The following is a 12,670-nucleotide window of genomic DNA, read 5'->3' as shown; positions in this document are numbered from 1 at the left end:
TGTTGTTTCCCCTCACGAGAACGATGTATGGAAGGCGCTTCCCATGCTGAACGACAAGATCGAGACCGCTGAGATCGCCGACGCCGAGCTCGACCAGGTTTCCGGTGGTGTCGGCGTCGCCGCCGAGGGCGTTGTCGGCGTTGCGGGCACCGAGCTGGGCGGCGGCGTCTCCGCCGGCGTCGACGGCCTCGGCCTGGACGCCCTCCCGGTCCCCGGCCTGGACGGCGTGACCGGCACCGTCTCCGGCCTCACCGGCGGCCTGGTCTGACGATGCCCGTCCGCGGCCGGCCCGTCGGCGGAGACGCCTGACGGAGAGGCCGCGAGCATCGCGCACGAAGGGGGCGCCCCAGGTACCTGGGGCGCCCCCTTCCGCGTGCCCGGGCCGCCGCCGGGGCCCGCCGGACGAGTGGGACAAGTATTCGTAGCCGCGAGCCGTGCGGATGGAACGAGGTCGTGAGGGCTCATCACCGGGTCCATGCCGGGTGTGAAGATGTGACGACCTGGGGGTCACCGAGTGGCATGACGTTCCGCTCACGTGTTCTGATCGTCCGGCGGGCGACGGGGGAGAGCAATTTCCCTCACGGGAAACCTTCTTCGCGCCTGCCCTTCATTCGGACCGGTATCTCGATCCGGGTGATTTCCCCCTATGAACGAAGCAATGAAGGGAACCACTTCCCATGCGTAACGACCACATCGAGACCGCCGAGATCGCCGACGCCGAGCTGGACAACATCTCCGGCGGTCTGCTCGACGGCGCCATGGGCCAGGTCGGCACCACCGTCGAGAACGTGCTGGGCGCGGACCTCGGCGGCGTGGCCACCGACCTGGGCGGCCTGAACCTGGGCGGCCTGAACGTCGGCCCGGAGACCGGCCTCAACCTCTGACGGTCCCCTGGCGCACGGGCCGCACGGTCCGTGCACCCCACTCGCGGCGAACGGTGAGTTCCGCTCACCGGAAGCGAGAAGCGCAGGCCCCGGAACTCACGTTCCGGGGCCTGTGTGTTAAGTTCGTCCACCGATTCCGCCAGGTCACCGGTGAAGGCAAGCGCAGCGAAGGAAAAGTGACGTGCAATTCCGGCAGAAGGCGCTTTCCAAGCTGCAGTCGCCCGAAGAACTCGACGTGCCGGTGCGTTTCGCCCGCCCGCAGGGCCGTATCGTCCTTCTCGTCACGGTCGTGGTGATGGTCGCGGCAGCGGTCTGGTCGGTCACCGGCACCGTCTCCAGCAAACTCGACGCACCCGGGGTCCTCACCCACGGCGAGGGCACCTACCTGCTGCAGAGCCCCGTCGCGGGCCAGGTCACCGAGGTGCTGGCCAAGGAAGGCGAACTCCTCGGCGCCGACGAGCCGTTGGTCCGGGTCCGTACGGAGGCCGGCGTCACCGCGATCCGCACCGTCGCCCCGGGGCGCGTGACCACCGTCGCCGCCGGGATCGGCTCCGTCGTCACCGCCGGAGCGGACGTCGCTCTCCTCGAACGCGTCCGCGGCCCCGACGACCCCCTGGTCGCCACCCTCTACATACCCGGCGCGGAGTCGGAGGGCGTGTCCGAGGGCGACCCCGTCGACCTCACCGTCCAGTCGGTGTCCACCCAGCAGTACGGAGTGCTGCGCGGCACCGTCGAGTCCGTCGGCCGCAGTCCCCGCGGAGCGGAGCAGATCGCCTCCTTCGTCGGCGACGCCCGCCTCGCCGAGCAGTTCACCCGCGACGGCCCGCCGGTCGCGGTGCGCGTCCGCCTGCAGAAGTCTCCCGGCACGGAGTCCGGGCTGCGCTGGTCCGTCGACGGCGGCCCTCCCTTCGCGCTCGAATCCTCCACGACGGTCAGCGGCGCGGTCCGCCTCGACTCCCAGCACCCTGCCGAATGGCTCCTCCCGTGACCTCCTCCGAAGCCCCCGGCGGCATACGGCCGGACACCGAGCCCGGCCGCCGCCGCAGCCGCTCCGCACCCGCGGGCGCCCGCCGCCGCCCGGCCCCGGCCCCCGGCGGCCGGCGGCGACGGCCCACCCGCGCGCGACCCGGCCCGCCGCCGAAGGCCGGCCGGCAGCGGACCGTCCGCACACCGTCCGTCCTCCAGATGGAGGCCGTGGAGTGCGGGGCCGCATCGCTCGCCATGGTCCTCGCCCACTACGGACGGCACGTGCCCCTGGAGGAGCTGCGCATCGCCTGCGGCGTCTCCCGGGACGGATCCCGCGCCAGCAATCTGCTCAAGGCGGCCCGTTCCTACGGCCTCACCGCCAAGGGCATGCAGATGGAACCGGCGGGCCTCGCCGAGGTCCGTGCCCCGGCCATCCTGTTCTGGGAGTTCAACCACTACGTCGTGTTCGACGGCGTGGGGCGCCGCTTCGGCAGGACCGGCGTCCACATCAACGACCCCGCCAAGGGCCGGCGTTTCGTCTCCATGGAGCAGTTCGACACCAGCTTCACCGGTGTCGTGCTCACCTTCGAGCCCTCCGACGGGTTCCGCCGCGGCGGCAGGAAACCGGGGGTGGCCCGCGCCCTGCCCGCGCGGCTGCGCGGCACCAGCGGCACCATGCTCGCGGCGCTCGTGGCCAGCTTCCTGCTGGTCGTGGTCGGTGCGACGATTCCCGCGCTCAGCCGTACCTACATCGACATGTTCCTGCTCGGCGGCCAGACCTCGCTCCTGAGCGTGCTGTTCGGCGCGATGGGCGCCGCGGTGGTGCTCACCGCCGTGCTGACCGGGCTGCAACAGGCCAACCTGCTGCGCGGGCGCATCATCTCCTCCACTCTCAGCAGCGCCCGCTTCTTCCGCCACCTGTTGCGGCTGCCCGTCACCTTCTTCGCCCAGCGCAACCCCGCCGACCTCGTCCAGCGGCTGCGCTCCAACGACTCCGTCGCCGAGACGCTGGCGCGCGACCTCGCCGCCGCCGGCGTGGACACCGTGGTCGTCGTGCTCTACGCGGTGCTGCTGTGGACCTACGACCCGCAGTTGACCGTGGTCGGCGTGTCGATCGCGCTGCTCAACGTCCTCGCCATGCGGATCGTCATCCGGCTGCGCGCCACCCGCACCCAGAAGCTGCGGGCCGATTCCGCGAAGCTCACCAACACCTCCTACAGCGGCCTCCAGCTCATCGAGACGATGAAGGCCACCGGCGGGGAGAACGGCTATTTCCGCCGCTGGGCGGGACAGCACGCCACCACTCTGGACGAGCAGCAGAAGCTGGGCGTCCCCACCGCCGTGCTGGCCATCGTCGCCCCCAGCCTGGCCGCCCTCAACAGCGCCATGATCCTCCTCATCGGCGGCCTGCGCGCGGTCGAGGGCGCCATCACCGTCGGCCTGCTCGTCGCCTTCCAGGCCCTGGTGACCAGCTTCACCGCGCCCATCACCCGGCTCAACGGCATCGTGGGCCGCATCCAGGACTTCGCCGCCGACGTCGCCCGGCTCAAGGACGTCGAGACCTTTCCCGCCGACCGCCTCTACACCCGCCGCGAACCCGAGGCGAGCACCCGCCGGCTCAAGGGGCACGTCAGCCTGGAGAACATCACCTTCGGCTACAGCCCGCTCGACGAACCCCTGCTCAAGGGCTTCTCGCTGAACGTCGGCCCCGGCCGGCAGGTCGCGCTCGTCGGGGGTTCGGGCAGCGGCAAGTCCACCGTCTCGCGCCTGATATCCGGCCTCTACAGCCCCTGGGACGGCATCATCCGCATCGACGGCCGCCGGCTGGAGGACATCTCCCGCAGCGAACTCGCCGCCTCCGTCTCCTTCGTGGACCAGGACGTCTTCCTCTTCGAGGGAACCGTCCGCGACAACATCGCCCTGTGGGACCCCTCCCTCCCCGACGACGCCGTGCACGCCGCCCTCGAGGACGCCGCGATCCTCGACGTCGTCTCCCGGCGCCCCGGCGGCATCCACAGCCGGGTCGAGCAGGACGGCCGCAACTTCTCCGGCGGCCAGCGGCAGCGCCTCGAGATCGCCCGCGCACTGGTCCGCCGTCCCAGCATCCTCGTCCTCGACGAGGTCACCAGCGCCCTGGACGCCGAGACCGAGGCCCTCATCATCGACAACCTGCGCCGCCGCGGCTGCGCCTGCATCGTCATCGCCCACCGGCTCAGCACGGTCCGCGACAGCGACGAGATCGTCGTCCTCGACCGCGGCTCCGTCGTCGAACGCGGCCGCCACCACGAGCTGGTCGCCGCCGGCGGCACCTACGCCGAGCTGGTCAAGGAGCACTGAGGTGAGCCACGCACAGCAGCCTCCGGCCACCGGCGGCACCGACGGGCCCGGCGCCCACGGGCCCGGTGACGACGTGGTCGTCGGCCACCTCGGAGCCCTCGGGCAGCCGGTCGACGCCAGCGGCGTCCGCAGCCTCTCCCTCGAGGGCCCGCACGTCCTGTGGCTCGTCGTCCAGGGGGCCATGGACGTGTTCGCCGTCGACGTCGGCGAGCACGGCCACTGGCACTTCCTCGGCCGGCTGGAGCCCGGCACCCTCCTCCTCGGCCCCGTCGACGGCCCACGGCACACCCTCGTCGGCCGTCCCCTCGCCGACTGCGCGCTCCGCCGCATCCCGCTGCGCGAACTCCAGCACCCCTCCGACGGCCAGTGGAACGACACCGGCCAGTGGCCCGCCGCGGCGGGGTACGGCGACGACGGCACCGGGCACGGGACGCAGTGGAACACCGGCCAGTGGAACCAGTACGGCGGTACCGGGCCGCTGGAGGACGCCTTCGCCCGCGGCGTCGGGCGCGGCCTGCGCATCCTCTTCGAGGCCCCGCTCGACGGGCAGCCCGTGCAGCAGCCCGCCGGGAGCGCCCCCGGGCCGCAGGACCCCGTGGACGACGAGATCCTGTGGATGCCCGTCGCCGCCGGCTGCGTGCAGTACGCCGCGGCCTACGGCGACGGCTCCCACGACCTGCTGATCGACCCCGCGACCTGGCAGCACATGGTCAACCAGCAGTCCCGGCTGCTGCGCGCCCTGGACCGCTGGATCGAACGCCTCGAACGCGCCCACGAGGACCGCACCGCCGCCGGCATCGAGGCCGGCGAGGCAGTACGGGAACAGGCCGACCAGGCCCTGCTGGACTCGATGGGACGCCCCCGGGGGGAACCCTCCCGCACCGGCCGGGCGGGCGACGACGCCACACTGGCCGCCTGCCGCCTGGTGGCAAGCGCCACGGGTATCACCCTTCCGGCCACCGTCCCGGACGGGCCGGGCAACGACCGCCTCAGCCCGGTGGAACGCATCGCCACCGCCGCCCGCGTCCGCACCCGGGTGGTGCGGCTGGACGGCGACTGGTGGCGGGAGAACGCCGGGCCCCTCGTCGGCCGTCGCGGCAACGGCGCCCCCGTCGCCCTGCTGTGGCGCCGCCGCCGGTACGAGGCGGTCGACCCGGAGACCGGCGAACGGACACCCGTCACCAAGCGCAACCAGGCGCGCTTCGAGCGGCGCGGCGTGATGTTCTACCGCCCGCTCCCGGACCGGCCGATGTCCAAGAAGCGGCTGCTGCTCTTCGCCGTGCGCGGCACCCGGCTGGATGTGCGCAACCTGATCCTCAGCTCGCTCGCCGCGGTCGGCCTGGGCGCCCTGGTGCCCATCGCCACCGGGCAGGTCCTCGGCGTCTTCGTGCCCAACGCGGAGACCAGCCTCATCGTGCAGACCTCGGTCGCCCTGGTGGCCGTCGTCACCGTGTCGGCCGCTTTCCTGCTGCTCCAGAACACCTCCATCCTCCGCCTGGAAGGGCGCCTGGAGGCCACGCTCCAACCCGCCGTGTGGGACCGCCTGCTGCGCCTGCCCACCCGCTTCTTCCAGCACCGCTCCACGGGCGAACTGGCCAGCGCGGCCATGGGCGTCAGCGCCATCCGCAAGGTCATCTCCGGCATCAGCTCCGTCGCCGTGCAGTCGGTCACCATGGCGGCCGTCAACCTGGCGCTGCTGCTCTGGTTCAGCGTCCCCCTCGCCCTGGTCGCTCTCGGCATGCTGGTCGTGGTCGCCTCGATCTTCCTCGTCGCCGGCCTGCTGCAGGTGCGCTGGCAGCGGCGGCTGGTCGCCCTGAACAACAAGCTCAACAACCAGGCGTTCCAGACCCTGCGCGGGCTGCCGAAGCTCCGCGTCGCCGCGGCGGAGAGCTTCGCGTACGGCGCGTGGGCGGGCGAGTTCGCCCGCAGCCGCGAACTCCAGCGCCGCGTCGGCCGTATCCGCAATCTGAGTGCCGTACTCGGCGCGGTGCACCTGCCGTTGAGCATGCTCATCCTGTTCATGCTGCTCGCCGGTCCGGCCCGCGGCAGCCTCAGCCCCAGCGCCTTCCTCACCTTCACCGCGGCCGTGACCATGCTGCTGACCTCCGCCACCCAGCTGACCGGCGCGCTGATCACCGCCGTCGCCGCCCTGCCCATGTACGAGCAGCTGCGCCCCATCCTCGACGAACGGCCCGAGGTGGCCAGCGGCAGCACCCAGCCGGGCATCCTCACCGGCGCCATCGAGGCGAGCGGCCTGTCCTTCCGGTACGGCGAGGGCGAGCCGCTGGTGCTCGACGACGTCTCCTTCCGCGTCGAGCCGGGCGAGTTCGTCGCCATCGTCGGAGCCAGCGGCTGCGGCAAGTCCACCCTGCTGCGGCTGCTCATCGGCTTCGACAAGCCCACCTCCGGCGAGGTGCGCTACGACGGCCAGGACCTCGCCGCGCTGGACCAGGCGGCCGTGAGGCGGCAGTGCGGAGTGGTGCTGCAGAACTCCCAGCCGTTCACCGGCTCGATCCTGGAGTGCATCTGCGGCACTGAGACCTACACGCTGGAGGAGGCATGGCAGGCCGCCCGGATGGCCGGGCTCGCCGAGGACATCAAGGCCATGCCGATGGGCATGCACACCATGCTCTCCGACGGCGGCGGCAGCGTCTCCGGCGGCCAGCGGCAGCGTCTGATGATCGCCCAGGCGCTGATCCGCCGCGCCCGCATCCTGTTCTTCGACGAGGCCACCAGCGCCCTCGACAACGAGACGCAGCGCATCGTCACCGACAGCACGCGGGAGCTGCACGCCACCCGCATCGTCATCGCACACCGGCTGTCGACCGTGATGGACGCCGACCGGATCGTGGTGATGTCACAGGGACGGGTGGTCCAGCAGGGCCGTCCCGACGAGCTGCTCGCGGATGCGGGCGGCCTGTTCCGTGAACTGGTCCGCCGTCAGCTCCAGTGAGCCCGCGACCCGTCCACCGGCCCGCGACCCGTCCACCGGTACGCGGCCCGGCTCCCGCCGTGCCGGCCCGCCGCCGTCACGTCGCCCCGCGCCGGGCCGGGGCGGTCACGGACCCCTCGCGTCCCGGTCGCCCCGGAGCCGTTCCAGGTCGGAGGCGCGCACCTGGATCACGAACAGCGCGATCACCGCGGCCAGCCCGGCCATCACCGCCGCCACGACGAACGCCGCGCTGACGCCGGAGGTCAGCACCCGGTCGCCCCACACTCCCGGCAGCTCGCCGGTGCGCCGCAACCGCGCCTTCTCCTGCGGCGTGGCCTGCTCGAGGAACCGCGGCAGCAGGGACTCCGTCTCGTTGCGGCCCGCCGTGCCGAAGGCCGTCACCAGGATGGACAGCCCGAGCGACCCGCCGACCTGCTGGCTGGCGTTGAGCAGCCCGGTCGCCGCTCCCGACTCGCGTTCCGCGACCCCGGAGACCGCCATCAGCGTCAGCGACACGAACTCCATGCCCATCCCGAAGCCGAACAGCAGCATCGGCCCCAGCACACTGCCCGCGTAGGTGCTGTCGATGTCGGTCAGCGTCAGCCACGACAGCCCGGCCGCGGCGAACAGTCCGCCGACCACCATGAACGGCTTCGGTCCCGTTCTGGGCAGCAGCTGCGACGCCAGGGCCGCGCCGACCGCGATGACCGCGCTCACCGGCAGGAAGGCCAGCCCGGCGGCCAGCGGCCCGAAGCCCAGCACGTTCTGCACGTACAGCGTCAGGAAGAAGAACATCCCGAAGATCGCCGCGGCGAGACAGAGCATCATGGCGTACGTCCCGGCGCGGTTGCGGTCCCGGAACATCCGCAGCGGTGTGATCGGCTGCCGGGAGCGCCGTTCCACCAGCAGGAACACCGACAGCAGCACCACGGCCGCCGCGAACGCGGCAAGGGTGACCGGGTCGCGCCAGCCGTCCTCGGACGCCCGGATGAAGCCGTACACCAGCGACACCATGCCGAGCGTGGAGGTCAGCGCGCCGGTGACGTCGAAACGGCCCGGCCGGCGCTCGGACTCACGGATGACGCGAGGCGTGGCGAAGGCGATGAGCAGGCCGATCGGCACGTTCACGAAGAAGATCCAGCGCCAGTCGAGCCATTCGACCAGCACCCCGCCCGCGAGCAGCCCGATCGCGCCGCCGCCCGCCGACACCGCCGCGAACACGCCGAACGCCCGGTTGCGTTCCGGACCCTCGGTGAAGGTCGTCGCGATCAGCGCCAGCGCCGTCGGGGACGCGATCGCCCCGCCCATGCCCTGCACCGAACGGGCCGCGAGCAGCTCCCACGGGTTCTGCGCCAGCCCGCACAGCAGCGACGCGACGACGAACAGCACCACGCCCGTGACGAACATCCTCCGGCGTCCGAGGATGTCCCCGGACCTGCCGCCGAGCAGCAGCAGCCCGCCGAAGGTGAGCGTGTAGGCGTTGATCACCCACGACAGCCCTTCGGTGGAGAAGCCCAGCGACGTCTGGATGTGGGGCAGCGCGATGTTCACGATGGTGATGTCGAGCACCACCATCAACTGGCACGAGGCGATGACCAGCAGTGCTGTGCCGCTGCCGCCCTTCCGGCGCTTGGAGGGGGAGACGGCGGGGGCGGGCTGAGGGTTCGTCATGGTGCGTCCCGTGGCCGTTGCCGCCGGACAGGTCCTGGAACGACGGTAAGCCCGCCCCGAGGGCGCCACCACTCGGGTGGACCGCGGACGGGGCCGCCCGCGGTCCACGGGCCGGTGGGGCCCGGCCGGCGTCAGCCGTACGCGTAGAAGCCCGCGCCCGCCTTGCGGCCCAGCCGTCCGGCGTCCACCATCCGCTGGAGCAGCGGCGGCGCGGCGTACAGCGGCTCCTTGAACTCCGCGTACATCGAGTCCGCGACCGAGGCGACCGTGTCCAGGCCGATCAGGTCCGCCAGCTTCAGCGGCCCCATCGGGTGGGCGCAGCCCATCTCCATGCCGTTGTCGATGTCCTCGCGCGAGGCGATGCCCGACTCGAACATCCGGATCGCCGACAGCAGGTACGGGATGAGCAGCGCGTTCACCACGAAACCGGAGCGGTCCTGCGCGCGGATGGCGTGCTTGCCCAGCAGCGACGTCACCGCCGCCTCGGCGCGCTTGACGGTCTCCTCGCCGGTGGTCAGCGCGGGGATCAGCTCGACCAGGTTCTGCACCGGTGCCGGGTTGAAGAAGTGGATGCCGATGACCTGGTCGGGGCGGGAGGTCGCCACGGCCAGCTTCACCAGCGGAATCGAGGAGGTGTTCGATGCCAGGATGGCGTCCGGGCGCGTGACGACCTGGTCGAGCACCTGGAAGATCTCCGTCTTCACCTGCTCGTTCTCCACGACCGCCTCGACGACCAGGTCGCGGTCGGCGAACTCGCCGAGGTCGGTGGTGAAGGTCAGCCGGTTCAGTGTCGCGTCCCGCTCCTCGGCGGACATCTTGCCGCGGGCGGCGGCCTTGTCCAGCGAGTTCACCAGGCGGGTACGGCCCAGCTCCAGGGCCTCGCCGGTGGTCTCGGCGACCTTGACGTCCAGTCCGGCGCGCGCGCACACCTCGGCGATGCCGGCGCCCATCTGGCCGCAGCCCACCACTCCGACGTGTTCGATGTCGGTCACATCGTGCCTTTCGCAGATCTTCGGGTCCCGGGCGTGACGGCCGTGGGGTCCCCGGGCCGCGCCGCCTCGCGAGAGCCGACGTTACCGCGCCGCGTCACCCGTCCGGCGGTCCGGGGCGGACCGGAGTGGTCTACGCCTCACCCTCCGGTGCCCCACGGTGTCAAGAGGACGACCCGGAGCGACCGGGGGTCCCGGATGCGCCGTTTCGCCTGCTTGCCGGTGATCCGTCGGCGCAGGACGCTGCACCGGTCCACGGCGATCAGGAGGAGCACATCATGAGCCGTATGTCACGAAGACTCTTCGGCGCGGCGGCGGCCGGAGTCCTGTCCGGGGCGGCACTCGCCACCCCGGGCTGGGCGGTCCCGGGTCCTGCCGCCGCGCACCGGGACCCCGCGCACCGACGGCGCGGCCGGCGGGAACTCCGCGGCATGTGGGTCGCCACCGTCGCGAACATCGACTTCCCCAGCCGCCCCGGGCTCCCCGCCGCCGAGCAGCAGCGGGAACTCCTCGGCCTCCTCGACCTGGCCGTCGAGCGACGGCTGAACACCGTGATCCTCCAGGTGCGGCCCACCGCCGACGCCTTCTGGCCCTCGCCCCTCGAACCCTGGTCGGCCTTCCTCACCGGCCAGCAGGGCCGCGACCCCGGCTGGGACCCGCTCGGCTTCGCCGTCGAGGAGGCCCATCGCCGCGGCCTCGAACTGCACGCCTGGTTCAACCCCTACCGGATCGCCAACCACCAGGACCCCGCACGACTGGTCCCCGGGCACCCCGCGCGGCAGCACCCCGAATGGGTGGTGCCCTACGGCGGCAAGCTCTACTACAACCCCGGACTCCCCGAGGTCCGCGCCTTCGTGCAGGACGCGATGTTCCACGCGGTGGAGAACTACGCCGTCGACGCCGTGCACTGGGACGACTACTTCTACCCGTACCCCGTCGCCGGCCAGGTCTTCGACGACGACGCGGCCTACGCGCAGCACGGCGCGGGATTCCCCGACCGCGCCTCCTGGCGCCGCGACAACATCGACCGGCTCGTCGAGGAGACCTCCCGGCGGCTGCGCCGCACCCGCCCCGGGGTGCGCTTCGGCGTCAGCCCCTTTGCGATCTGGCGCAACGCCTCCACCGACCCCGACCGGGGCTCCGACACCCAGGGCGGCGTCGAGACCTACGACGACCTCTACGCGGACACCCGGAAGTGGGTGCGCGAGGGGTGGCTCGACTACGTCGTGCCACAGGTGTACTGGAACATCGGCTTCACCGTCGCCGACTACGCCGTGCTGGTCCCCTGGTGGGCCGACGTGGTCCGGGGCACCGGCACCGACCTGTTCGTCGGAGAGGCCCTCTACAAGGTCGCCGACCCCGCGCAGGGCCCGCCGTGGCACGACCCCGGGGAACTGTCCGCGCACCTCACCTTCTGCGAGGACCACCCCGACGTGCGGGGCCACGTGTTCTTCTCCGCGCGGCAGGTCGCGTCCGACCCCATCGGCGCCATGACCCGCGTGGTGGAGGACCACTACAGCTGCCGGGTCCGTCCCCCGCGCTGAGACGTGTCGGGGGCGCTCCCCGCGCCTCGGCGCGGGGAGCGCCCCCGGCTTCGCCGGGCGGACCGCCGGTCAGACCTGCGGCCCGCTCCCCGGCTCGTGGCGCACGACCGAGTCCGGCCCCGGCGACATGACCGCCTCGTGGCCGTCCTCGAAACGCACCCGGTAGGGCGGCTCCCCGTTCGTGCCCATCACCTCGACGATCTCCGCGACCCTGTCGTGCTGGCCGACGGTCCGGCCGTGGACCAGAAGCCGGTCACCCGTTTCCGCTTGCATCGGCGGCCCTCCTTCTGCGGGGGAGCTGGTCGGGAGCGGCTGTGCCGCAGGTCACAAGTGTAGGCCCGGGCCCGTGCGCTCACCCGCGCAGACGGTTCCTGCACGGGCCTCCACGAACGGGGCTCGTCACCCTACGATCACCGAATGCACATACGCGTGACGCTGCTCGCCGCCGCACGCAGCTCCTCCGTGCTGGACGTGCGCTTCGACGACGACCGCCCGCTCGACGACGCCGGGCGGCTCGAGGTCCTGCGTACGGCCCCCGAGCTGGCCCCCCTCGCCTCCGCCGAACTGCGGTACTGCTCGCCCACCGTCCGCTGCCGGCAGACCTGCGACGCCCTCGGCCTCCCCGTCGTCGCCCAGCCCGCCCTGCGGGACTGCGACATGGGGCGCTGGCGCGGCAGCACGTTGCGGGAGGTCGCCGTCCGTGAACCCGACGCCGTCGACGCCTGGCTCGCCGACCCGCGCGCCGCGCCGCACGGCGGCGAGTCCCTGCTGAGCTTCATCTCCCGGGTCGGCGGCTGGCTCGACACCCGTCCGGCGGACGGGGGCGACCGGGTGGTGGCCGTCGCCGAACCCTCCGTCGTGCGGGCCGCCCTGTGCTACGTGCTGCGCGTGCCGCCCCACGCGTACTGGCGCGTCGACGCGCAGCCGCTGTCCACCGTCACCTTCACCGGCCGTGCGGGGGAGTGGTGCCTCAGCCTCGGCTGAGCGCCCCGGCCGACCTGGGGGTCTCAGGCGCCCGGGTCGGTTTCGCGGGCGATGCGGAGGTCGATCTCGTGCTCGTCCGGGCACGGCTGTGCGTCGACGGGGCAGCTGCCTTCCAGGGCCGGGCCGTGACCGGAGGTCATGGCCTCGACGGCCTCGACGCACATCGTGCAGATCATTTCGGGAACCGGATTGATGCGGTCCTCGTCCCGCGCCCCGCAGAACGCCTGCACCCAGGGCGTCTGGCGGCAGCACACGAGGTGGGTGATCTCCTCCGGGTCGGGCACCAGCCGGAGGCGTGCTGCGGTCCGGGGGGTGGGCGGCGCGTCGGGCAGGGGTTCCGTACTCGGGCTGGGCATGCGGGTG

General features: G+C 72.4%; 11 protein-coding genes. 7 read left to right on the top strand and 4 right to left on the bottom strand.

All coding sequences use genetic code 11. From position 1 onward, the window contains the following. Window positions 1–43 precede the first annotated feature (43 nt). The 5 genes from K304_RS0104085 (at window position 44) to K304_RS27175 (ending at window position 7,140) form a co-directional block, all read left to right on the top strand. On the top strand, window positions 44–268 hold the full coding sequence (locus tag K304_RS0104085) for a hypothetical protein (protein ID WP_037789200.1): 225 nt from the start codon (window positions 44–46) through the stop codon (window positions 266–268). 409 nt (window positions 269–677) lie between these two features. Next, window positions 678–884, top strand: a complete 207-nt coding sequence (locus tag K304_RS0104080) for a hypothetical protein (protein ID WP_027762703.1) — start codon at window positions 678–680, stop codon at window positions 882–884. 181 nt (window positions 885–1,065) lie between these two features. After that, the gene (locus K304_RS0104075) at window positions 1,066–1,872 is read left to right on the top strand and encodes an HlyD family efflux transporter periplasmic adaptor subunit (protein WP_027762702.1); all 807 of its coding nucleotides are present in this window, start codon (window positions 1,066–1,068) and stop codon (window positions 1,870–1,872) included. Window positions 1,873–2,069: 197 nt separating this feature from the next. Then, a complete protein-coding gene (locus K304_RS0104070; protein ID WP_486591574.1) occupies window positions 2,070–4,187 on the top strand; it encodes an NHLP family bacteriocin export ABC transporter peptidase/permease/ATPase subunit in 2,118 nt (705 codons plus the stop codon). A gap of 1 nt (window position 4,188) precedes the next feature. Beyond that, window positions 4,189–7,140 carry an NHLP bacteriocin export ABC transporter permease/ATPase subunit gene (locus tag K304_RS27175; RefSeq protein WP_051307842.1) on the top strand — a complete coding sequence of 984 codons (2,952 nt, stop codon included), beginning with the start codon at window positions 4,189–4,191 and terminating at the stop codon, window positions 7,138–7,140. 105 nt (window positions 7,141–7,245) lie between these two features. Here K304_RS27175 and K304_RS27170 read toward each other — a convergent pair whose 3' ends face one another. Together K304_RS27170 and K304_RS0104055 are read right to left on the bottom strand one after the other, a co-directional pair. After that, on the bottom strand, window positions 7,246–8,790 hold the full coding sequence (locus tag K304_RS27170) for an MFS transporter (RefSeq protein WP_037789196.1): 1,545 nt from the start codon (window positions 8,788–8,790) through the stop codon (window positions 7,246–7,248). Between the two features lie 131 nt (window positions 8,791–8,921). Further along, window positions 8,922–9,782 carry a 3-hydroxybutyryl-CoA dehydrogenase gene (locus K304_RS0104055; protein WP_027762700.1) on the bottom strand — a complete coding sequence of 287 codons (861 nt, stop codon included), beginning with the start codon at window positions 9,780–9,782 and terminating at the stop codon, window positions 8,922–8,924. Window positions 9,783–10,057: 275 nt separating this feature from the next. On the opposite strand from K304_RS0104055, the gene K304_RS0104045 reads away from it, so the two are divergent. Next, window positions 10,058–11,323, top strand: coding sequence for a family 10 glycosylhydrolase (locus K304_RS0104045; RefSeq protein ID WP_106965513.1), 1,266 nt, complete (start codon window positions 10,058–10,060; stop codon window positions 11,321–11,323). A 69-nt stretch (window positions 11,324–11,392) separates the two neighbouring features. Here K304_RS0104045 and K304_RS0104040 read toward each other — a convergent pair whose 3' ends face one another. Next, the gene (locus tag K304_RS0104040; RefSeq protein WP_027762698.1) at window positions 11,393–11,596 is read right to left on the bottom strand and encodes a DUF1918 domain-containing protein; all 204 of its coding nucleotides are present in this window, start codon (window positions 11,594–11,596) and stop codon (window positions 11,393–11,395) included. A gap of 144 nt (window positions 11,597–11,740) precedes the next feature. Here K304_RS0104040 and K304_RS0104035 point away from each other — a divergent pair, with 144 nt between their 5' ends. Further along, window positions 11,741–12,307 (top strand): histidine phosphatase family protein, encoded by a 567-nt coding sequence (locus K304_RS0104035; protein ID WP_027762697.1) that lies wholly within the window; start codon window positions 11,741–11,743, stop codon window positions 12,305–12,307. 23 nt (window positions 12,308–12,330) lie between these two features. Here K304_RS0104035 and K304_RS0104030 read toward each other — a convergent pair whose 3' ends face one another. After that, window positions 12,331–12,663, bottom strand: a complete 333-nt coding sequence (locus K304_RS0104030; RefSeq protein WP_027762696.1) for a hypothetical protein — start codon at window positions 12,661–12,663, stop codon at window positions 12,331–12,333. Window positions 12,664–12,670: the final 7 nt, after the last annotated feature.

Source organism: Streptomyces sp. CNS606 (assembly GCF_000426325.1).
This window is presented reverse-complemented; position numbering and strand designations above follow the sequence as displayed.